This is a genomic window from Hydrocarboniphaga sp. FW305-C-57 (assembly GCF_058783045.1).
On sequence record NZ_JBYSYG010000009.1, the window covers coordinates 182,133 to 203,898 of the forward strand.

The window sequence follows — 21,766 nt, forward strand, 5'->3', positions numbered from 1 at the left end:
ATCGTCAAAAAGACCTTCCAGGATCGCCCATGGCGCTGCGCGACGCTCCGGACCCCATCATCGGGCAGTCCGATAACTTTCTGGCCGTACTCGAAAAAGTGTCGCGCGTGGCGCCGCTGTCGAAGCCCGTGCTGATCATCGGCGAGCGCGGTTCGGGCAAGGAGCTCATCGCCGCGCGGCTGCACTTCCTGTCCGAGCGCTGGCAGCGGCCTTACGTGAAGTTCAATTGCGCGGCGCTCAACGAGGAACTGCTCGAATCCGAGCTGTTCGGCCACGTCGCCGGCGCCTACACGGGCGCGACGCGGCCGCGCGTCGGGCGCTTCGAGCTCGCCAACGGCGGCACGCTGTTTCTCGACGAACTCGCGAGCATGAGCCTGCGCCTGCAGGAGAAGCTGCTGCGCGTGATCGAGTACGGCGAGTTCGAGCGCCTGGGTTCGTCCGAGACCCTCAGCGTCGACGTGCGCCTGGTCGGCGCCGCGAACCAGGATCTGCCCGCGCTCGCGCAGGCCGGGCGTTTTCGCGAGGATCTGCTCGATCGGCTTTCGTTCGATGTCGTCACCGTGCCGCCGTTGCGCGAGCGCCGCGAAGACATCCTGCTGCTGGCCCAGCGCTTCGCCGAGAACATGGCCAAGGAGCTCGATCGTGAGTATTTCGCAGGCTTTTCGCCGGCCGCCGAGCGCCAGCTGCTCGCCTATGAATGGCCCGGCAACGTGCGCGAGTTGCGCAACGTCATCGAGCGCGCGGTGTATCGGCTCGAGAACGCCCGGCGCGTGATCGAGCAAATGGAGTTCGATCCATTCGCCTCGCCGTATCGGCCCAGGAGCGTGCTGCCGAGCGCGCAGGCAGGTGTCGCAGCGCAACTGGTCGCTGCTGCCACTGCTTCGGCGAAGCCGACGGCAGGAGAATCGACGCCGAGTTTCCCGCTCGACTTCGAACGCGAAGTCGCGGAGTTCGAAACGCGTCTGCTCAAGGGCGCGCTCGATACGGCGCGCTACAACCAGAAGAAGGCGGCCGAACTGCTCGGCCTGACCTACCACCAGTATCGCGGGCAGCTGCGCAAGTACGGGCTGCTGCGCGCCGAAGAATGAGCCTGCGTTTCACCGACGAGGAAGCGTCATGAATCCGTTGATGATGATCGTGCGATCCGGCGAGATCGATCTGGCCGTCTATCGCTGGCCGCATTCGGCCGAAAAACCCACGCTCGTGCTCGTGCACGGCTACCCGGATTCGGCTTCGGTCTGGGACGGCCTTGCGAACGAGCTCGGCGATCGCTTCAACGTCGTCGCCTACGACGTGCGCGGAGCCGGACGTTCGGGCAAGCCCAAACCGGTGTCGGCCTATGCACTGCCGCTTCTGGTCGCCGACCTGAAGGCGGTGCTCGACGCGGTGAGTCCTGCGCAGCCCGTGCACCTGGTCGGCCACGACTGGGGCTCGATCCAGGCCTGGGAAGCGGTGGTCGACGACACGCTGCGCTCGCGCATCGCCTCGTACACGACGATTTCGGGCCCCAGCCTCGATCACGCCGGGCACTGGCTCGCCGAGCGCCTGGGCAGTCGCGAACCCACGAAGATCCGCCAGGCCGCAAGGCAGCTCGCGCATTCCTGGTACATCGGGCTGTTCCAGCTTCCGCTGATCGCGCCGACCTTGTGGCGCAGCGGTCTGGCCAGGCACTGGACTTCGTGGCTGGCCTGGCGCGAAGGCGTCAGCGCGACGCCGAGTGCGACGCAGGCGAGCGACGGCGCGATCGGCGTGAAGCTGTATCGCGCGAACATTCGTGGCCGGCTCGGCAAGGCGCGGCCGCGCGCCACCGATCTGCCGGTGCAGCTGATCGTGCCGCTGCGCGACGCCTATGTGCTGCCCGATCTGACCGAAGACCTGCAGCGCTGGGCGCCGCGACTATGGCGACGCGAGATCGATGCCGGGCATTGGGTGCAGCTGAGCCATCCGCACGAGATCGCGAGCTGGATCGCAGAGTTCGCCGGCTTCGTCGATGGCCAGCAGTACAACGAGTACAGCGAATAGCTGGCTTTCAATACATCGGCCGCTGGCTGACCCACGGTCCGCTGTCGACCGTCGTGTCGACGAGGTTCTCGAGCTCGGCGAGCTTGCGTGGAGCCCCCGGGCAGCCGCCGTAGCGCACGGACTGCGTCGGCTCGCCGGCGTCCAGCCGCGCGGTCAGCGTCACCGTCGGCTGATCGGTGCGCATCGTTCCGCATTGCTTGCTGCCCGGCGTGTAGCGGCCCGCGATCGGCGGCAGCTCGCTCGCGAGCGTCTGCAGCAGGCGGCCGAGCTGTTTCGGATCGAGCTGCGCCTCGCGCTGCCCACCGACGGCGGTGTGTGCCCGGCCCGTGTAGATCACCTGTCCGTCCGAGCGGATCACGATCGAATACGAAGGGCAGGCGAATCCGCAGCCCGAGCGATCCAGGCGGATCACCTCGCCGTCGGCCAGCACATCCCGCGAGGCCAGGCGCGGCACGCGGCCGATCGGCGGGGCGCTGGCGGGTGAAGCCGGGCGATCGGGTGGGGCGGGCAGCGGTTTCTTCGTCGCCGGTTCGCTCTGGCACGACGAGACGAACAGCAGCAGCGATACCAAGCTCAGCGAGCGGAAAGTGGTCTGGATCGTCATGTCGGCATTGCAGCACGCGTTCGCGGGGATGACCAGTGCATAAAGAAAAGGGGAGCCGAAGCTCCCCTTTTCGTTACCGCCTCGCCGTCAATGCCGCGTGATGCGACGGCGGGCGCCGAACGCCGCCAGACCGGCCAGGATCAGCATCCAGTCGAAGCTGCCGCCCTTCTTGATCGGCTGGAACACGTCGACCGTGAAGTCGCTCGACGTCTGGCCACCCTCAGGGTCGGTGACGGTCAGGCGGAACACGTAGATGCCGGCTCTGCTCGTCGTCGCGCTCGCGGTCGTGCCGGTGGCGCCGCCGATCGACAGCGGCTCCGGACCGGACACCTGCGACCACCGGTAAGTCAGCGCGCCGTCGACGTCGCTCGCGGTGGCGTTCAGCACGATCTCGTTGCCGACGCTCAGACGTGGTGGGCCGGAGATGCTGATCGTCGCGGGCGAGTTGACGTTGGTGATCGTCACCGTCACCGAGCCGGTATCGCTGAACTGACCGTCGCTGACCGTCAGCGAGAACGTCAGGCTGGTGTCGACGGCGATGTTGGGCGCGGTGAAGCGCGCAGTGGCCGTATTGGCTCCACTGAGCGTCACGGCCGGGCCCGCCGTCTGCGTCCATGCGTAGGTCACGCCGGCGAGGCCGTTGCGATCCTCTGCGCCGCCCGCGAGCGTGATGGTGGCCTGCGTCAGCGAGCCCGCGGTGCGTTCGGGCGCACTGAAGTTCGCCGGCACCACGACTTCCACCGGATAGTTGGCGGTGCCGTTCTCCACCACTTCGCCGAACGGCGGATTGGCGTTGCCGGTAAAGCGGAAGTTGTCGATGAACCAGCCGAAGTCGCCTATCAGGATGTCCGAGGCTGCGCGGAAGCGGAAGCGTACGGTCTTGCCGGCCAGGCTGGTGCCGAAGCTCACGGTCGAGGTCGTGAGGCCGAAGTTTTCATCACTGAGGTAGGCAAAACCTTCGCGTCCGTTTTCCTCGTCGAATGCGAGCACCAGGCCGTTGTATCCGCCTTCGGTGAAGCTGCCGCCGGCTGCAGTCACATCGGCCCAGGTCTGGCCTCCGTCCTGGCTGACTTCGAGTACACCGCCGTCGTAGCTGACCGGCGTGCCGTCACCGAGGGCGCCGGCGTACTCGAACAGGAAGAACTGATCGAAGCTGAAAGTGAATGCGGCGCTTCCGACCTTGATCGGCGGCGAGACCAGCACGGCGTCGGAGGCGAGCTCGTTGTCCGGGATGTACCAGCCCAGCCCCGAGCCGAAGAACGAATCGCCGTCGGCGATGCCCCAGTTGCCGACGTCCGGATGGCCGCTCAGCAGCTGCACGCCCCAGTCGTATTCCGAGGCCAGCGGGTTCTCCACGTCATCGGAATCGAAAGCCTGCGGCTGCACGTCGTAGTTCACCGACAGCGAGGCGGTGACCGCATCGGGCTCGACCACCGCATCGTCCGAGGTGCCGACCTGCGGGAAGCTCAGTGTCAGGCTGACGGTCTGCGCGAGCGTGGCGCTGGTCAGCGTGACCGGGAAGCTCACGCTGCTGTTGCCGTTCGCATCGACCGCCGGGAACGTCACCGTCGCCGGCGTCGTCAGGTTGCCGGTGGCGCTCAGGTTCGCCGTCACCACGTCGCTGAGGTCGCGCGTGCCGTTGCTGTGGATGGCGACCGTAACCTGCGCGGTTTCGCCCGCATCGAAAATGCCGTCTTCGTCGTTGTCGGTGGTGATGTCGATCGAGTAGTCGGTGACTTCGAACGAGGCTGCGAGCGCGACGTAGCTTTCGACCACGCCGGCGTTGTCGGTGTCGAGGCGATACGGCGCGACGGCGCCGACGCCCATGCCCATCTTCGCGAACGCGTTCGCGGCCAGCTCGAAGTCGGCCTGATCGGTCGCCAATGCCGCAGCCAGAATGCCATCACGCGCTTCGAGGAAGGTCGGAGCGAACGGCGTCATCTTGAGGCCGGCGATGATGTACTTCTTGAAGCGATCCTGGGCCTCGGCGAAGGTGTAGCGCGAGTCGTTGAGCAGGGCCACGTAGAACGTCCACAGCGTGTTGGCCCAGATTTCACCGGCGTTGTGCACCTCGGAGTTGTCGGCACCATCCGCGCCGAACGCGAGCGGAACGCCGGTCGGCAGCGCTACGCCGTTCTCGATGTGCTGGAAGGTCATCGGGAACACGTCCGGGTTCACCGAATACGGTGCGCGGCGGATGCCGAAGTAGGCACTGCCGGTCGAATAGGCGGCCGTCGAATAGGCGCCGCCGAAGTTCTCGTTGCCCGCGATCGCGTCGTCACCTTCGTGCACGGTCAGCAGCAGCGCCGCGACGTCGGACCAGCCTTCGCCCATGCCGCGGCCCTGCTGGTTGACGAGGCCGAAGCCGTCGTTGACGAGGCGGTTGCTCACGTAGTGGAAGAACTCGTGTGCGACGATGCCGTTGTCGACCGTTCCGTCGTAATCGGACTCGGTCGGAATGCTCGCGCTGGCCACCACGGTGCCGCCGGAAATCGCCGTCTTGAGCGTGCTGCCGTCGGCCTGGCTGACGCTGATCGTGCCGATGGTCGGGTTCGCCAGCGTGTTGTCGCTACCGAGGCCGGGGGCTTCGCCGGCCGCGTTGTTGGCGATGATCACGCCGATGGCGCCGGCGGCCTCCGCATTGAGCGTCTTGAGCTGGAAGCTGCAGGCCCCGCGATCGATGAGCGCGATCTTGCCGGCGACGGCCGCGCCGTTGGTGAGCGTCGTGCAGCCGTTGGCCGGCGTGGTGGTGGTGAGACTGCCCGTGAAGCTGAAGTTGGTCGGGCCGAACGAAGCGGTGCCGACGTCAAATTCCCCGAGTGCCGGCGAGGTGACGTTGAGGCCCAGCGTGACCGCGCCGTCGAACAGGTACATCTGCATCGTCGGCGATTCGCCATCGGCCGGCGTGCTCATATTGGCATTGTTGCGTCCGCCCCAGTCCTGCGCCTGCGCCAGGATCGGGTCGCCCTCGACACCACCGCGGCCATAGTTGCTGGCCTGGGCATTGCCGGCCACTTCATCGAAGCCGGCGTCGTACCAGTAATCGTGCAGCCAGTTGTTCATGTAGAACAGATTGACGATCGCATTGCGGCGGGCCGAATCGGTGATCGGGCTGTCGCCGGCCTGGTAGCTGTAATCGAACAGGCCCGGCGCGGTGACGGTGGCGCGGTAATCGCCGAGGTCCTCGTCGAGACCGCCGGTGTCGAAGTTGGGGTCTTCACCTGGCTGGCCGACCAGGTCGATGTAGGCGTCGACGTTGTTGCCGACGGTTTCGGTGGCGCCAGCGGTGAGCCAGGGATCGCCGGTCGAAATCGGGCCGTGATCGATCGTCACCAGAGTGCTCGGCACCGGCGTGCGCGGCGGATCGAAGTTCGGATCGAGCGTGGTCAGCGGGGTCGTCGGGAAGTCGCTGCCGAGAGGGCTGTCGTAGGGGCGGTTTTCGCCGGTGCTGTCGGCCCAGGTGCGATAGGTGAAGGCTTCGTACTCGGTGAGGTTCTTGCGGAACAGCACTTCGCCGGTCGCGGCCGACACCACGTAGCCGTACGAAAAGCTGCCGCGTTCCTTCGGCGATGCGGTCGCGAGTTCCACGTACCAGGCCGGAACGAGCTCATCGCCGAGCGGATAGAGCACTTGCTTGCCGCGCGGCGAACCGTTCAGCGCGAGCTTGCCGGGCGTCTTGGTGGTTGGTGCGCGCAGCAGGGTGTAGGCGCCCTTCTGCCCGAGTGTCTGCAGCGAGCCCGCCGAGACGCTGCCGCCGAGATTCGAGAAGGCTTTGGACACGGCCTGGGCGACGCTCAGATCGAATGAAGCGGCTCGGCGCTTGGCGATACCGTGCGAGCCGCCATCGCCCTTCTGCGGCGCGAAGTAACCCGAAGCCGCGACCGGCTTCATGTTGCGATCCATCATCACGCTGATCTGGCGGCCGAACACGTCGATGCCATCCTGCGTCTGCTGGAAGCGCGCGATCTTGGGTCCGCCGTGGGTGTCGTGCTGCTCGACCAGGCGAGCATTTTCAAGCGCGGCTTTGCTCAGGCCGAGTTTGGCCGAGTTGAGCGACAGGAAGCTGCGGGCGCCGGTCTCGAGACGCTGACCGGACTTGAGCGGAGTCAGCGGCGTGGCCGCCGCCTGGGCGTTGGACCAGACGAAGGTATCGACGCCGAGATGACTGTCGGATTCGTTGCGCAGCGTCGGCTGGCTGGCCATCTTGATCTGCGGCTGCAGCTCTTTCCTGGCTTTGGGAGCCTGGGCGGCGCTGATGCGCTGCGGCCGGCTCAGCGAACTCGAGCTCGTCGATGGGGCCTTGCGGGCCAGGCTCGCATCGAAGTTCGCATGTTTGGAATAGACCGGCTGAGTGGCAGACGCAGCAGTCGCGCCTGCCAGCGCCGCGACGGCGGCGCACAGAACTAGTTTTTTCATTACGGCTCCCTTGACCTTGATTTGCCGCGCGAGCGGTTTTCAGCGCGTGTCCCAACTACGCGCAGGGCACTCTTATACCGCGCCGTTTCACGGCTGGAATGAAGGCTTTTCCTAGGTCAAAAACGAGGGAAATGTAGGAAAAACCCGCGCTGCATCGCAACATAGTTGCAGCCTGCAATCGGGCGCGCCGGCCCGCATGCAAACTGAGACTCGGTTCAGCGTGGCGGCTGCGAGCGCCAGGCCGGAATGCCGAGCGTCATGAACACGAGTTGCTTCTCGGCGCGGCGAATGATGTCGGCTTCGGCATCGGGCCGTTGCGGCGCATCGAGGATGTCTTCGGCGATCGAAACCATCGCGTTGACCATCAGGCTCGCGAGCATCTGCAGGTCTTCGGTGGCCCAGCGATCGAGTAGCGGAAAGCGCGCGAGATCGGTCGACAGCTCGGCCGCGAACAGCCGGATCTCGCGGCGAATGGCCTCGCGCAGGCTCGCGTAGCCGCCGTAGCGCTCACGCGCGATGAAGCCGAAGTGCTGGCGATGCGCATGCACGTGCTTCACGAGCAGCTCGACCGAGCTCGGGATGATGCGATCGGTCGGCAGGCCCGCGCTGCGCACCGAGCGGATCATGCGGCGCAGGGTTTCGAAGGATTCGGCGACGAGGTCGAGACCGAGCTCTTCCATCGTCGCGTAGTGCCGGTAGAAGGCGGTCGGGACCACGCCGGCTTCACGCGTGACTTCGCGCAGGCTCAGGCCGCTGAAGCTGCGATCGCCCTCGACCATGCGCAGCGCCGCTTCCTGCAAGGCCTGGCGCGTTCGCATGCCGCGCCCTTCGCGGGCGCTCTGGAGCTCGCTGAGCTTCTCTGTGATCGATCGTTCACTCATTACAAGCTTGGCGGGCGCAGCCCATGCGGATTTGATCATCGAAGTATAGGCGGTTTGGGAAGGGAAAAGGGATGCTTTACGAATCGAAAGTGAACAAGTGTTGACATTCTAATCCAGGCTGCTTTAGTTTGTGCACAGTCGTTCACTAAAAGTTTCTCTGGAGTCTCCATGTCCGCTTTGTCCAAGCTCGCCTCGCAGCCTTCCGGAATCTGGATGCGCGGTCTTGATCGCCTGCTCAAGTCGGAAGTCGCCGCCACGCTGACGGCTCCGCACGGCGTCGAGCGCTTCATCGAACAGTGGAATCCGTTGTGGTCGGTCGATCAGGTCAAGGCCCGCATCGTCGGCGTGCAGCGTCCGACCGAGGACGCGGTGGTGCTGCGCCTGCGCCCGAACCGCCACTGGACCGGTTTTCGTGCCGGCCAGTACGTGCGTGTCGGCGTCGAAGTCGATGGCGTGCGGCTGATGCGCTGCTATTCGCTTTCCGAAGCGCCCGCCAGTGCCGATGGCTGCCTCGAAATCGCGGTGCGCAGGCAGGGGCGGGTGTCGAACTGGTTGTTCGAACGCGCGCAGATCGGCCAGGTGTTGATGCTGTCGCAGGCCGATGGCGATTTCGTGCTGCCGGAAATCGAATCGCCGCTGCTGCTGATCGCGGGTGGCAGCGGCATCACGCCGGTGCTGTCGCTGCTGCGCAGCCTGCTGAGCCGTCATTGCAGCGAGCCGGTCGCGCTGCTCTATTACGTGCGCAGCCGCGAGCAGGGCCTGTTCGTGCAGGAGTTGCAGCGCATCGCCGAGCTGCGTCCGCAGTGGACGATCCGCATCGTCGAGACGCGCACCGGCACGGCTTCGCGTCACTTCGAGGCCGCGCAGTTGCGGGCGCTCGGCGACGAGTTCGCGCAGGCGACGACCTATGTCTGCGGCCCGGCCGCGCTGATCGATGCGGTCGAACTCGCGATGCGCGAGCAGGGCCGCGCCGAACGGCTGCGCTACGAGCGCTTCGTCGCCGCGATCAAGCCGGCTGCCGCGCCGGGCTCCGCAAACGGCGATCTGATTTTTTCGCGCAGCGAGCGCTACGTCGCCAACGACGGCCGCAGCCTGCTCGATCAGGCCGAAGCCGCCGGCCTGCGTCCGGACGCGGGCTGCCGCATGGGCATCTGCCACAGCTGCCTGTGTCGCAAGACCTCGGGCCGCGTGCGCGATCTGCGCAATGGAACGCTCTCCGACGAGGGCGAACAGGACATTCAACTCTGCGTGAGCGCCGCCGTCGGCGACGTCACGCTCGATCTTTGATTTCGACGAGGACGCTTGCCATGACGACCCAGAAGACGATGACCGCGGAACAGCTGCAGTCTTTCGGCGAAGAGCTCGATGCGATCCGCAACCGCGTGATCGCCGATCTCGGTGCTCGCGACGTCAACTACATCCGCGGTGTGATTCGCGTCCAGCGCAATCTCGAGATCGCGGGCCGTGGTCTGCTGTGGCTCGGCTTTCTGCCGCCGGCCTGGATTGCGGGCGTCGCCGCGCTGTCGGTCGCCAAGATCCTCGACAACATGGAGATCGGCCATAACATCATGCACGGGCAGTACGACTTCGCGCGCGATCCGGCGCTGAGCTCCAAGAGCTTCGACTGGGACAACGCCTGCCCGGGCGAGCAGTGGAAGCATTCGCACAACGTCATGCATCACACGTACACCAACGTGCTCGGCGTCGATCGCGATGTCGGCTACGGCATATTGCGCATGGACCCGGCGCAGGCCTGGCATCCGAAGTATCTCGGCAACCCGCTGTATGCGTTTCTGCTCGCGGTGCTGTTCCAGTACGGTGTGGCCGTGCACGACGCCGAGGTCGATCAGATTATCGAAGGCAAGAAGCGCTGGCGCGATGCGGTGCCGCTGCTGCGCGGCATCTGGAAGAAGACGCGTCGCCAGTGGCTCAAGGATTACCTGCTGTTTCCGGCGCTGTCGGGCCCGTTCGCGCTGTTCACGTTCGCGGGCAATGCGAGCGCCAACCTGATCCGCAACGTCTGGGCGTTCACGATCATCTTCTGCGGGCACTTTCCGGACGGCGTCGAGACTTTCGAAAAATCGACGCTCGACAACGAGACGCGCGGCGGCTGGTATCGCCGCCAGCTGCTCGGCAGCGCCAACATCGAAGGCGGCAAGCTGCTGCACCTGATGAGCGGCAACCTGAGCCACCAGATCGAGCATCACCTGTTCCCCGATCTGCCGGCGCACCGCTATGGCGAGATCGCGGCCGAAGTGCGCGAGATCTGCGAGCGCTACGGCCTGCCGTACAACAGCGGCTCGCTCGGCGAGCAGTTCGGCAGCGTGGTCCGGCGCATCCTGACGTTGGCGCTGCCGCCGCGGTCTGCGATGCTGCCGGCCCAGGCCTGACCGGGCCGCCGACGAGAGGACTTCATGCCGAGCCGTTTGGAACTCATCAAGGACGTACTGCAGGTGGCCGTCGAATCCGGGGCCGAGCGCGTCGGCCGCGTCACCGGCGTCATCACGGGCGCGGTGCGCGACGTCACGCGCGAAGTGGGCGGCTGGGCCAGCGACGTGTTCGAAGTCGTCGAAGCCGCCCAGAAGGCCGAGAGCAAGAAGGGTAGCGCAGCCGCTGAGAAGGATTCGGACTGACCGCGCCGCGGCTTCGCTCGCTGCATCCCAAACCCGGCCCCGCGCCGGGTTTTTTATGCCCGGAACATCCGCTTTGGAGTCGAGTCGAGGTTTGTAAAGTTCTGTAACGAAAGTTACGCCACTGTTACTCGATAATGATTCTCATGTAGAATCGTATTCGTTTGTGAGAAGGGCAGACGCTGCAATGCGCAGACGTGCATAGCGCTCCGGGCCACACCCGGGCTAATAAAATGATTCCACGGGGGTTTTTCGCATGTTGAAGTTTCGTTTGACGCCGCTGGCAGCAGCGGCGCTGGTGGTCTACGCGGTTCCGACTTTCGCCCAGGAAGCTTCCGAAACTCCCGCCACCAACGAGCGCGCCGTGGCGTTGCCGTCGGTGAAGGTGCAGGACAGCGCGGAGACGACCTACAAGCCCGAGAAGGCTTCGTCTCCCAAATTCACCCAGCCGCTCGTCGATACGCCGCAGACCATCACGGTCATCAAGAAGGAAATCATCGCGGACCAGGGCTCGCTGAGCCTCGCCGATGCGCTGCGCAACACGCCGGGCATCACCTTCCAGGCCGGTGAAAACGGCAACTCGACCAGCGGCGATGCCATCTTCATGCGTGGCTTCGATGCGCAGGGCAGCATCTTCATCGACAACGTGCGTGACCTCGGTCCGGCTTCGCGCGATGTGTTCAACATCGAACAGATCGAAATCGCCAAGGGCCCGTCAGGCGCCGACAACGGCCGTGGCTCGGCTTCGGGCTACGTGAACCTGGCCAGCAAGCTGCCGTTCGCGTCGAACGCCTATAGCGGCTCGGTCGCCTATGGCACCGAAGATCGCTCGCGCGCGACGGCAGACCTCAACCAGCTTGTCGGCGAGAAGACCGCCATCCGTCTTAACCTCGTCGGTCAGGACGGCGGCGTCGCCGGCCGCGACAAGGTGGAGCGCGAGCTCTGGGGCATCGCGCCGTCGATCGCTTTCGGTCTGGGCACCGACACGCGCACCTACATCTTCACGCAGCACATGCGCCAGAACAACCTGCCGGACGGCGGTGTTTCGGCCATCGGCATTTCGGGCTATCGCAACCTGATCCTCGAAGGCCGCGATGCCAACGGCAACCCGACCAATTCCACCGGCACGCCGGTCGATGCGCGTCCGGTCGATACCAAGAACTTCTATGGACTGGACACCGACTTCGAAGACATCAAGTCCAACATGTTCACGGTCAAGATCGAACACGATCTGGCGCCGGGCACCACGGTCCGCAACCTGTCGCGCTACGGCAAGGTGTCGCAGGAGCGCGAGATGACCGCGCCGCTGCAGGCTCCGGTGGTTGCCAGTCCGAACACTGCTGGCCCGAACGCCGTGGTGCAGGATCCCGCCACTTGGACTCAGGGGCGCTCGCGCCAGGGCATCTCGCGCGAGAACGAGGTGCTGACCAATCAGAGCAGTTTCGTAACGACGGTAAAGACCGGCGTAATACAGCACGACATCAGCACTGGTTTTGAATTTATTTACGAATCGCAGTACACGCCGACCTTGACCGCCGCGTCGGGGCAGGTCGCTGCCAATCTGTATAACCCGGACTCCAGCCAGCCGGGTACCGCGATCACTCCCAACGGCGCTTACACGGATGGCAATACCACCACTGGTGCGCTCTATCTGTTCGACACGCTCAAATTCGGTGAGCAATGGCAGCTCAACGGCGGGCTGCGCTGGGAGCGTTTCGAAACCGAGACCAATAGCGTTTCGCTATCCACGGCGACTGCCCAGCCGACGCTGCCGGTTGGAACGCTGGTTCCTGGGCATGGGCGCCTTGCCGACAATCTGCTGAGCTACAAGACGGGCCTGGTGTTCAAGCCTCTACCAAGTGGCAGCGTGTACATTTCTACTGCTAACAACAAGCGTCCGCCGGCCACCGATGGTTTCGTGCTGAACACCACGTCCGCGACCAACATCAATAATCCTGGTCTGAAGCCGCAGACGTCGAAAAATCTCGAAGTCGGCACTAAGTGGGAGTTCTTCGGCGGCAAGCTGTTGACGACGGCGGCTCTGTTCCAGAGCGAAAACAAGAACGATGTTGCGCGCAACGAAGCAGATCAGACGGTGACGCAGTACGGCAAGCGCGAAGTCGAGGGTGTGGAGCTCAGCGCCATCGGTCAGATCACGCCGAACTGGCAGTTGAGCTTCGGATACACATACCAGGATGCCAAGGTCAAAGAGGGTGCTTGGCAGTTCAACGCAGATGGCACGCCGGTGATCGGGCCGGATGGAAACCCCATGTCGACGCAGACCGGCGCCGCGATCAACTTCTCGCCGAAGCAGAACGCTACGCTGTGGACCACGTACAAGCTGCCGATTCCGCTAACCGTCGGTGGCGGCCTGCGCTATGTCGATACTCAGACTCGTACGGTTAATAACAATCTGGCGAATGTGACCACTGGTATTGTTAAAGTTGACGACTACGTCGTGTTCGACGCGATGGCCAAGTACGACATCACGCCGAACTACGGCCTGCAGCTCAACGTCTACAACATTGCGGACGAGGACTACGTCGCTAGCGTGAACAACTCGGGCCAGCGTTATTTCCCGGGCACGCCGCGTTCGTACCTGCTGACGCTCAACCTGTCGTTCTAAGCTTGATGTAATGCTGTGTAAATTCTCGTCCATCGTGGCGAGGCTGGTGGTATGAATAGAGTCCCCGCATGCTTGCGGGGACTCTAGTTTTTGATGGTGAGACGTCCATGCTGGTGCAAATTCCCGATGTTCTGACTGCCGATCAGGTTTCGCAGATGCGCGCCGTGCTGAGCGCCGTCGAGTGGGAGGACGGCCGGGTCACGGCGGGCTCGCAGGCCGCCACCGTGAAGCGCAATCGGCAGATCACCGAATCGCATCCGGTGGCCAAGCAGCTCGGCGAAATCGTGCTGCGCCAGTTGGCCCAGAATTCGCTGTTCACGGCGGCCGCATTGCCGCTCAAGGTGTTTCCGCCGCTGTTCAACCGCTACGAAGGCGGTGGGCATTTTGGCGGGCACATCGACACCGCCGTGCGCCTGACACGCGAGGCGCCGTATCGTGTGCGGACCGACCTTTCCGCCACGCTGTTTCTGGCCGATCCGGGCGAGTACGATGGCGGCGAACTCGTGATCGAAGATCATTACGGCTCGCAGAGCGTGAAGCTCCCCGCGGGGCATCTGATTCTGTACCCGTCGACGAGTGTGCATGAAGTGCGTCCGGTGACGCGTGGCGCGCGGATTGGCGCATTCTTCTGGATCCAGAGCATGGTGCGCGACGATGGGCAGCGCCGCTTGTTGTTCGACCTCGACAACTCGATTCAGTCGCTCAGGCAAACCGTCGGTTCGGAGAACGCATCGCTCGTCCAGCTGACCGGCGTCTACCACAACCTGCTGCGTCGCTGGGCGGAGCTGTGAGCGGCGAGAGCGCTTCGGCGTCGACTCACGACGCCTTGGCCCGCAGCGCGAGACAGCAGGCGCGCCGCTCGTTCTGGTTGCGCCAGCTTACGCAGTGGCACTGGATCAGCGCGGCGATCAGCCTGATCGGCATGATCCTGTTCGCGGCCACCGGCATCACGCTCAATCACGCCTCGCAGATCAAGACTTCGCCGCAGATCACCAAGCTGCACGGCGAACTGCCGATGGAGTTGCGCGCGCTGCTCGAAACGCAGGCCGACGCGGGTGGCGCGCTGCCTCCGATGCTGCTCGACTGGCTCGATGCGGAATGGTCGCTGCGCGGCCTCGCGGGCAACCCCGAATGGTCGCCCGACGAGCTCTACGTCTCGATGCCGCGACCGGGCGGCGACGCCTGGCTCAGCGTCGATCTGGCCAGCGGCGAGATCGAATACGAGCGCACCGATCGCGGCTGGATCTCGTACTTCAACGATCTGCACAAAGGCCGCAATTCGGGCCTGGTGTGGAGCTGGTTCCTCGATGTGTTCGCGGTGGCCTGCCTGATCTTTTCGATCAGTGGCCTGTTCCTGTTGCAGCTGCACGCCAGACGCCGCGTCGGTACCTGGCCCTTCGTCGGCCTGGGCCTGTTGCTGCCATTGCTGCTGGCCTTGCTGTTCATTCATTGATTGACGTTTATTGATGCCACGAGCCCGACCATGAAATTGCCTTCCATGCGCACACCCCTCTCCATCGCCGTCTGCGGCCTTTCGGCTGCGCCCGCGATGGCCGCCGATCTCGATGTCAGCGTGCAGATTCCGCAGCTCGACGTGGCCGAATACCACCGTCCCTACGTCGCCGTCTGGCTCGAGCGCGAGGATCGCAGCGTGGCGAGCAATCTGGCGGTCTGGTATCAGCTCAAGCGCGGCGGCGGTCCGGGTGGGCCGGCCGCGGCTGCTGCAGGCGATGCGCCCAAGGGCCCGGCTCCGCAGGCCGGTGGCGGCGAAGGCGGCACCAAGTGGCTGCCCGACCTGCGCCAGTGGTGGCGTCGCACGGGACGTGAGCTCACGGTGCCGATCGACGGCGTGACCGGCGCGACGCGTCCGGTCGGCGAGCACAAGCTGAGCTTTTCCACCGGCAAGGCGCCGCTCGCCGAACTCGCGCCGGGCAAGTACAAGCTCGTCGTCGAAGCGGCTCGCGAAGACGGTGGCCGCGAACTCGTCGACATTCCGTTCGAATGGCCGGCTTCGGGCAAGCAGGAACTCAAGGCTGCCGGCAAGAGCGAACTCGGTGCCATCACGCTGGCGATCAAGCCGTAAAGCGGCCGTATTCGACACAAGGAATTCACGACATGAAAAATCTGTTCAAGCACCTCACCGCCGGACGCACGCTGTTCGCGGCCGCGCTGCTGCTGCCGATCGCCGCGCAGGCGCACAAGCCCTGGCTCGCGCCGTCGAAGACCACGCTGAGCGTCGGCCAGTGGGTTACGGTCGATGCGGCCGCCTCGACGCAGCCCTTCGTCAAGGACCACGTCGGCATGCCGCTCGACAACATCGTCATCACCGCGCCGGACGGCAGCACGGTGCCGGCCGAGAACCCGGTCAAGGGCAAGCTGCGCAGCACCTTCGACCTGCAGCTGCAGCAGGCCGGTACGTACAAGATCGCGCTCGTGAACAGCAACATCAGCGCGAGCTGGGAAGAAGACGGCAAGAACAAGCGCTGGCCACCGCGCGGCACGCAGTTCACCGCCGAAGGCTTCGCCAAGGAAGTGCCGAAGAAAGCCAAGAACCTCAAGGTCACGCAGATGAGCAGCACGCTCGCCACCTACGTGACGGCCGGCGCACCGAACGACGGCGCGCTCAAGCCCACCGGCAAGGGCCTGGAACTCGTGCCGGTGACGGCGTTCACCGATCTCTACGTCGGCGAAGAAGCGACGTTCAAGCTGCTGCTCGATGGCAAGCCGGCTTCGGGTGTCGAAGTGGAAGTGATCGCCGATGGCGTGCGCTATCGCGACAGCATGGGCGAAGTGCTCGTGAAGTCGGACGCGCAGGGCCTGCTCAAGCTCAACTTCACGCAGCCCGGCCTGCATTACCTGTCGGCCTCGGTGTCCGACAAGAACGCCGAGAAGCCCGCCACCGATCGCCGCACGAGCTACGCGGGCATCTTCGACGTGCTGTCGCCCTGATTCGCTCGAGTCGCATGCGGCGCAGCTGATGCCATGAGTTCCTCGTGAACCGCATTCTGCTGCCGCCGCAGCTGTCCGCCGTCGCGCAGGCCGGTCCCGAACCGGGATCGGTCGTGCGCCAGTTGCACGGCGAGAGCATGGGCACGACCTGGAGCGTGTCGGTATGCGCTCCGCCGGACCGGCTCGATGCCTTGCCGCTGCAGCAGCTGCTGCAAGCCGAGCTCGACGATGTCGTCGAGCAGATGAGTCACTGGAAGGCCGATTCGTTGTTGTCGCGTTTCAACGGCGCGCCAGCCGGCAGCACACAGGTGCTGCCCGAGCCCTTCTTCGAGGTGCTGCATTGCGCCTGCGAACTCGCACGCGCCAGCAACGGCGCCTACGATCCGGCCGCCGGCGCGCTCGTCGACGTTTGGGGCTTCGGCGCAAAACCGCGCGATGCGCTGCCGCCTTCGGCGTCGGAAATTCGCGAAGCGCTTTCCCGCTGCGGCTGGAGGCGCCTGCAGCTCGACGAGCAGACGCGCTCGATCACGCAGCCCGGCGGCCTCGCGCTCGATCTGTCCTCGATCGCCAAGGGCTACGGCGTCGACCGGCTCTGCGAAGCCTTGCAGCGCCTGAGGCTCGCGCATCATCTCTGCGAAGTCGGCGGCGAAGTGCGCGGGCAAGGCTGCAAGCCCGACGATCAGCCGTGGTGGGTCACGCTCGAAGCCGTTCCGGAGGCTCCGTTCGACGCGCCCTGGCTGCTCGCGCTCGACGGCATCGCCGTCGCGACCTCGGGCGACTACCGTCGCTACTTCGAACAAGGCGAGCGCCGCTATGCGCACACGCTCGATCCGCGCACCGGCTATCCGCTCAATCCGGCGCCCGCGTCCGTCAGCGTGGTGCACCCGCAGTGCATGCTTGCCGACGGATTCGCCACCGTGCTGACCGCGCTCGGTTTGCAGGATGGCATGGCCTTTGCCGAGCGCGAAAACGTAGCCGCACTGTTCGTCATGCGCAATGGCGCGAGCGGACGTTTCGATGAATATGCGAGCACGGCCTGGAGCCGCCTGCTCGAAGCTTGAGGTTCTGCACGCGTGAAAATCGATAGAACGCAGGTCGGCACGACGATTCTGCTGCTGTTGCTCCTGATCGCCGCAATCGGCCTGTTCGGTTTGCAGCCCGGCGCTGCGCAGTGGATCGATCCGGGTCGCGAGCGCTGGCTCATCGCACTCGGCGCCGTCGCGCTGTATCTGCTGCTGTGCCTGCCGTTGTGGCTGCGCCGTCGCAAGGCGCATGCAGTCGCGTCCGATGCGAGCTGGCTCGTCGTGCATGCGAGCCAGACCGGACATGCGGAGCAGCTCGCCTGGCAGAGCGCGAGGGCGCTGCAGGCCGGTGGTGCGAGCGCGCGCGTGATCTCGATCCACGATCTCGACGCACCGACCCTGCATGCCGCGCAGCGCGCCTTGTTCGTCGCCAGTACGACGGGCGAGGGCGATCCGCCCGACGGTGCGCTGCGCTTCGTGCGCGAGGTGATGACGCAGGATGCGCCGCTGTCGCTCGATTACGCCGTGCTCGCGCTCGGTGATCGCAGCTACAGCCAGTATTGCGGCTGGGGACGCAGGCTCGATGCCTGGCTGCAGGAGCGTGGGGCGACACCGCTGTTCGAGCGCATCGAAGTCGACAACGCCGATGCGACGGCGATTCAAGGCTGGCAGCAGCGTATCGGCGCGCTCGTCGGCGGCGAGCCGCTGGTCTGGAGCGAGCCCGGGTTCGAGAGCTGGACGCTGATCGAGCGGCGCGTGCTCAACACGGGCAGCCTCGGCGCGCCGTGCTTTCACGTCGCGCTCGCGCCGCCCGCGAACACGCGCTGGCAGGCCGGCGACGTGCTCGCGGTCGAGCTGCCGGTCGATCCACCCGCGCAACGCGATTATTCGATCGCCTCGATCGTCTCCGACGGCGCCGCGCATCTGCTGATCCGGCAGACGCGCAGGCCCGACGGCAGCATCGGCATCGGCTCCGGATTCCTGACGCAGCAGGCGCCGCTGCAATCCAGCGTGCGTGCCCGCGTGCGGCGCAATGCCACGTTTCATGCGCCGCTCGATGCGAGGCCGATGATTCTGGTCGGCAACGGAACCGGCATCGCCGGCTTGCGCGCCCTGCTCAAGGAGCGCATCGCCGCGCAGCACAAGGCCAACTGGCTGCTGTTCGGCGAGCGCCAGGCGGCGCACGATTTTCACTATCGCGACGAGCTGCTGAGCTGGAAATCGCAGGGCTCGCTGGCCGAACTCGATCTCGCGTTCTCGCGCGACGGCGCGCAGCGCCGTTACGTGCAGGACGTGCTGCGCGAACAGGCGCAGCGGCTGAGCGAATGGGTGGAACAGGGCGCCGCGATCTACGTCTGCGGCAGCGCGCAAGGCATGGCGAGCGGCGTGCACGCCGCGCTCGTCGACGTGCTCGGTGAAACGCTGGTCGAGAAGCTGCGCGATGACGGCCGCTATCGGCGCGACGTCTACTGATCGCGGTTCCTGTCTCCCTCTCCCTCCGGGAGAGCGCTGGGGTGAGGGACTCTCACGGATAGCGAAGCCTCGCTATCACGATCACGGCGAATCCCTCAGCCGCCCCTTCGGGGCAGCTTCTCCCGGAGGGAGAAGGCAAATGCATCAGGGCTTAACTGGCGCGCCTTCGCTGCCCGCCGGTGCGCTGCTGGTTCCATTCGGATCGGAAATGAAACCGATCTTGCTGACGCCGGCCTTCGAAGCCTCCGCCATCACTTGCGCGAGGATTTCGTAGCGCGTGTTGCGGTCGGCGCGAATGTGCAGCTCGGGCGAAGGCTCCTTCTGGCCGGCCTGCTGCAGGCGCGAAATCGCCTGATCGAGCGATACCGGTTCGCCGTCCCAGAAGATCTGGCCGGTTTCGTTGATCGCGAAGTCGATCTTGTCGGGCTCGGACTTGAGCACTTCGGAGCTCGCCTGCGGCAGGTTGATCTTCACCGCATTGGTCAGCAGCGGCGCGGTGACGATGAAGATGACGAGCAGCACGAGCATCACGTCGATCAGCGGGACCATGTTGATCTCCGCCATCGGCGTCTTGTTGGGCGTGTGCCCGAAGCTTCCGAACGCCATGCTCAGCTCCTTTAGTTGCTGGCCGTGGACTTGACCACGCGCACCGGCGGCGCGGCGACGAACTGCGCGCCGGTGGTCAGGAACGCGTAGAGGTCGTGCGCGAAGGTGTCGAGACGCGCGAGCACCATGCGATTCGAGCGCACCAGGAAGTTGTAGCCGAGCACCGCCGGAATGGCGACGCCGAGGCCGATGGCGGTCATGATCAGCGCTTCGCCGACCGGGCCGGCGACCTTGTCGAGCGAGCCCGAGCCGCTCATGCCGATCGCGAGCAGCGCGTGGTAGATGCCCCAGACCGTGCCGAACAGGCCCACGAACGGAGCCGTCGAGCCGACCGAGGCGAGCACGGTGAGGCCCGATTCCATCTTCGCGGTCTCTTCGTCGATCACCTTGCGGATCGTGCGCGTCAGGAACTCGGCCGCGCTGCCGGCTTCTTCGAGGCGGCTCGCGCCGAAGCGCGCGTGGTGCTCGCGCGCGAAGATCGCGTGATGCGACAGATGCGAGAACGGCTCGTCGGCGTGATGCTTGACGACCGCCTCCTGCACTTCGACGAGATCCTTGGCGTTCCAGAAGAAGTTCAGGAAGCGCTCGCTGCGGCGGCGCTCGAGCGCCAGGCGAATGCTCTTGCTGACGATTAGATACCAGCTCGCCACCGACATCAGCACGAGCACGATGAGCAGGAATTTGGAGACGGCGTCGGATTGGCCGAGAAAGTGCTGAATGCCGAGGGATTGCGGTTCCATGACGTCGTTCTGGTTGGCGAAGGGGCGGTTTTAGCTGCGGGAGAGCGAGAAAACAATCGGCACCATGGCGATGCCGCGAACGGGCTTGTCACCCAGGCGGGAGGGCGAGAACTTCCAGCGTTGTACTGCGCGTCGGGCTGCGTCGTCGAGTCGCGAGTAGCCGCTCGACTTGTCGACTTCGACGCTCAGCGCTTCGCCGCTCTCGCTGACGAGCACGCGCAGCACCGCGGTGCCTTCCTCGTGCAGCCGCTTGGACATCGCAGGATAGGCCGGCGCCGGGTTCTGCAGATAGGCCATGTCGAAGCGCGGAGGTTCGGGCGCGGCTTCCGCGGGCGGCTCGGACTCGGAGGGCGGCGAATAGGCGGCGATCGGCTCGGACTCGGCCGGCTCGTCCACGGGCGGCGGCGGGGCGATGATCGGATCGGCCACCGGCGTGGGCTTGGGCGAGGTGAGCAGCGGCTTGGGCTTGGGTTTCTCCACCGGCTTCGGCGGCGGTGGCGATGGCGGCAGCGGCTCGGGCGGCTTCACCGGCTCGGCCTGCTGGGTCAGCATGCTCACCGTCAGCACCTTCGGTTCCTCGGCCGGTGGGGCGCTGTGCACCCAGTACAGCGCCGCGAACAGCGCAGTGGCATGCGCGCCGAGGACAGCGGCGAGCGACAGGCTGTTGAGCGGGCGATACGAAACGGGAGCGGCGGGCTGGGCGATCAACGCAGGGGACCAACGGATGTAACTGAGAATGATTCCCAAGTATAGACAGCGGGGGCATTTAAATAAAGACAAGCCCTTCGATGCATCGTGATCGTTTCAGGAAAGTCAGTAACTTTTGGACGGACGACACCGCCGTCGGCCGTTTCAATAGAGGCGCTATCGTGTAGTCGGCCGGCCTTTGGCGATGAAATTCAAATGCTCAAAGCGGGCTGCGCCGTGCACGGCTCTAAGCTTTGAATGGGCTCTAGGAAGCTCTAAAGCTCCTGGCCCACCACTTTTGAGCCGCTGCTGGAGACATGCTGGCGCATGCGCTCTTCCGCCAGCGCTTCGTTCCCTGATGCGATCGCGATCGCAATTTCATCGTGTTCCGCGGCCGAGCGATGCAGCACCGATGCATGACCGAGGCGACGATTATTCAGACGGTCGATCTGATCGCTCAGCTGTGAAGCCAACCTGGCGACTCGCGGCTTGTTCGCGAGTTCGTAAATGGCCTCGTGAAACGCCTGGTTTGCGTTGGCATATCCCAGGAAGTTCGCGGCCTTCGCCGTGACGCGGCAGGCTGCGGCGGCTTCCTCGACCTTGGCGGGCGACGCCTTCCCTCTCGCCACCGCGCGTGCCGCCATGCGCGCCGCCAGACCTTCAACGACTTCGCGCAGTTCGAAGATCTCGATCACATCGGCCGTCGATTGCGCCCTGACAACCGCGCCGCGATGGGGCTGCACTTCGACAAGACCTTCGCCTGCGAGATGTGTCAGCGCCTCGCGAATGGGGCCGCCGCTGATCTTGAGCGTCTCGCTCAACTCCGATGCCACCAATCGCTGGCCGGGCACCAAATCGCCGCGACGAATCTGCTGTCTGATGCGCGACACCGCCACTTCGACGAGTGATTCGCCGGTCACTTCTGCACGTCGGTAAGCCATGGGTTGTTCTGTCCCGTTGTTCGGCTAATTATCTGAAAATTTCTTTTGATGATCCATCCAGGGACGGTTGACAGCCTGTATTCCCAGGGATAATGTTTGTTAAATATCTTATGAAGATCCAGTATGAATATCGGGCCGAGTAGTCCGGATCGTACGGGACCGTCGGCTA

Annotated in this window: 19 protein-coding genes; 12 read left to right on the forward strand and 7 right to left on the reverse strand. The window is 65.0% G+C overall.

Annotated elements, in window-relative coordinates:
* Positions 1 to 29: 29 nt before the first annotated feature.
* Positions 30 to 1,088: a phage shock protein operon transcriptional activator gene (gene pspF, locus AC3WUM_RS18195; protein WP_492411973.1), complete on the forward strand. Its 1,059-nt coding sequence runs from the start codon at positions 30 to 32 to the stop codon at positions 1,086 to 1,088.
* Between the two features lie 28 nt (positions 1,089 to 1,116).
* On the forward strand, positions 1,117 to 2,022 hold the full coding sequence (locus tag AC3WUM_RS18200; RefSeq protein WP_492411974.1) for an alpha/beta fold hydrolase: 906 nt from the start codon (positions 1,117 to 1,119) through the stop codon (positions 2,020 to 2,022).
* Positions 2,023 to 2,029: 7 nt separating this feature from the next.
* Here AC3WUM_RS18200 and AC3WUM_RS18205 read toward each other — a convergent pair whose 3' ends face one another.
* The 3 genes from AC3WUM_RS18205 to AC3WUM_RS18215 all read right to left on the reverse strand — a co-directional run bounded on the left by AC3WUM_RS18205 (position 2,030) and on the right by AC3WUM_RS18215 (position 7,923).
* Positions 2,030 to 2,626 (reverse strand): DUF6438 domain-containing protein, encoded by a 597-nt coding sequence (locus AC3WUM_RS18205; RefSeq protein WP_492411975.1) that lies wholly within the window; start codon positions 2,624 to 2,626, stop codon positions 2,030 to 2,032.
* A gap of 87 nt (positions 2,627 to 2,713) precedes the next feature.
* Positions 2,714 to 7,042 carry a M36 family metallopeptidase gene (locus AC3WUM_RS18210; RefSeq protein ID WP_492411976.1) on the reverse strand — a complete coding sequence of 1,443 codons (4,329 nt, stop codon included), beginning with the start codon at positions 7,040 to 7,042 and terminating at the stop codon, positions 2,714 to 2,716.
* 215 nt (positions 7,043 to 7,257) lie between these two features.
* Entirely contained in the window at positions 7,258 to 7,923 is a 666-nt protein-coding gene (locus tag AC3WUM_RS18215; RefSeq protein ID WP_492411977.1) for a TetR family transcriptional regulator, read from the reverse strand.
* Positions 7,924 to 8,091: 168 nt separating this feature from the next.
* On the opposite strand from AC3WUM_RS18215, the gene AC3WUM_RS18220 reads away from it, so the two are divergent.
* The 10 genes from AC3WUM_RS18220 (at position 8,092) to AC3WUM_RS18265 (ending at position 18,623) form a co-directional block, all read left to right on the forward strand.
* Positions 8,092 to 9,210, forward strand: coding sequence for a ferredoxin reductase (locus AC3WUM_RS18220; protein ID WP_492411978.1), 1,119 nt, complete (start codon positions 8,092 to 8,094; stop codon positions 9,208 to 9,210).
* 20 nt (positions 9,211 to 9,230) lie between these two features.
* Positions 9,231 to 10,313 carry a fatty acid desaturase family protein gene (locus tag AC3WUM_RS18225; protein WP_492411979.1) on the forward strand — a complete coding sequence of 361 codons (1,083 nt, stop codon included), beginning with the start codon at positions 9,231 to 9,233 and terminating at the stop codon, positions 10,311 to 10,313.
* A gap of 24 nt (positions 10,314 to 10,337) precedes the next feature.
* Positions 10,338 to 10,556 (forward strand): hypothetical protein, encoded by a 219-nt coding sequence (locus tag AC3WUM_RS18230; protein ID WP_492411980.1) that lies wholly within the window; start codon positions 10,338 to 10,340, stop codon positions 10,554 to 10,556.
* A gap of 253 nt (positions 10,557 to 10,809) precedes the next feature.
* Positions 10,810 to 13,179 (forward strand): catecholate siderophore receptor Fiu, encoded by a 2,370-nt coding sequence (locus tag AC3WUM_RS18235; protein WP_492411982.1) that lies wholly within the window; start codon positions 10,810 to 10,812, stop codon positions 13,177 to 13,179.
* A gap of 107 nt (positions 13,180 to 13,286) precedes the next feature.
* The gene (locus AC3WUM_RS18240; RefSeq protein ID WP_492411984.1) at positions 13,287 to 13,970 is read left to right on the forward strand and encodes a Fe2+-dependent dioxygenase; all 684 of its coding nucleotides are present in this window, start codon (positions 13,287 to 13,289) and stop codon (positions 13,968 to 13,970) included.
* Positions 13,971 to 14,005: 35 nt separating this feature from the next.
* Positions 14,006 to 14,632 (forward strand): PepSY-associated TM helix domain-containing protein, encoded by a 627-nt coding sequence (locus AC3WUM_RS18245; RefSeq protein WP_492412021.1) that lies wholly within the window; start codon positions 14,006 to 14,008, stop codon positions 14,630 to 14,632.
* Between the two features lie 45 nt (positions 14,633 to 14,677).
* The gene (locus AC3WUM_RS18250) at positions 14,678 to 15,262 is read left to right on the forward strand and encodes a DUF2271 domain-containing protein (protein WP_492412023.1); all 585 of its coding nucleotides are present in this window, start codon (positions 14,678 to 14,680) and stop codon (positions 15,260 to 15,262) included.
* A 32-nt stretch (positions 15,263 to 15,294) separates the two neighbouring features.
* The gene (locus AC3WUM_RS18255; RefSeq protein ID WP_492411985.1) at positions 15,295 to 16,128 is read left to right on the forward strand and encodes a DUF4198 domain-containing protein; all 834 of its coding nucleotides are present in this window, start codon (positions 15,295 to 15,297) and stop codon (positions 16,126 to 16,128) included.
* 44 nt (positions 16,129 to 16,172) lie between these two features.
* Complete coding sequence (locus tag AC3WUM_RS18260) at positions 16,173 to 17,189, forward strand: FAD:protein FMN transferase (protein WP_492411987.1); 1,017 nt, start codon at positions 16,173 to 16,175, stop codon at positions 17,187 to 17,189.
* A gap of 114 nt (positions 17,190 to 17,303) precedes the next feature.
* Positions 17,304 to 18,623 (forward strand): sulfite reductase subunit alpha, encoded by a 1,320-nt coding sequence (locus tag AC3WUM_RS18265; protein WP_492412025.1) that lies wholly within the window; start codon positions 17,304 to 17,306, stop codon positions 18,621 to 18,623.
* A 144-nt stretch (positions 18,624 to 18,767) separates the two neighbouring features.
* Here AC3WUM_RS18265 and AC3WUM_RS18270 read toward each other — a convergent pair whose 3' ends face one another.
* The 4 genes from AC3WUM_RS18270 to AC3WUM_RS18285 form a co-directional block, all read right to left on the reverse strand.
* Positions 18,768 to 19,229, reverse strand: coding sequence for an ExbD/TolR family protein (locus tag AC3WUM_RS18270; protein ID WP_492411988.1), 462 nt, complete (start codon positions 19,227 to 19,229; stop codon positions 18,768 to 18,770).
* 11 nt (positions 19,230 to 19,240) lie between these two features.
* The gene (locus AC3WUM_RS18275; protein ID WP_492411989.1) at positions 19,241 to 19,969 is read right to left on the reverse strand and encodes a MotA/TolQ/ExbB proton channel family protein; all 729 of its coding nucleotides are present in this window, start codon (positions 19,967 to 19,969) and stop codon (positions 19,241 to 19,243) included.
* Between the two features lie 30 nt (positions 19,970 to 19,999).
* Entirely contained in the window at positions 20,000 to 20,677 is a 678-nt protein-coding gene (locus AC3WUM_RS18280) for an energy transducer TonB (protein WP_492411991.1), read from the reverse strand.
* Positions 20,678 to 20,931: 254 nt separating this feature from the next.
* A complete protein-coding gene (locus AC3WUM_RS18285) occupies positions 20,932 to 21,597 on the reverse strand; it encodes a GntR family transcriptional regulator (protein ID WP_492411993.1) in 666 nt (221 codons plus the stop codon).
* Between the last annotated feature and the right edge of the window lie 169 nt (positions 21,598 to 21,766).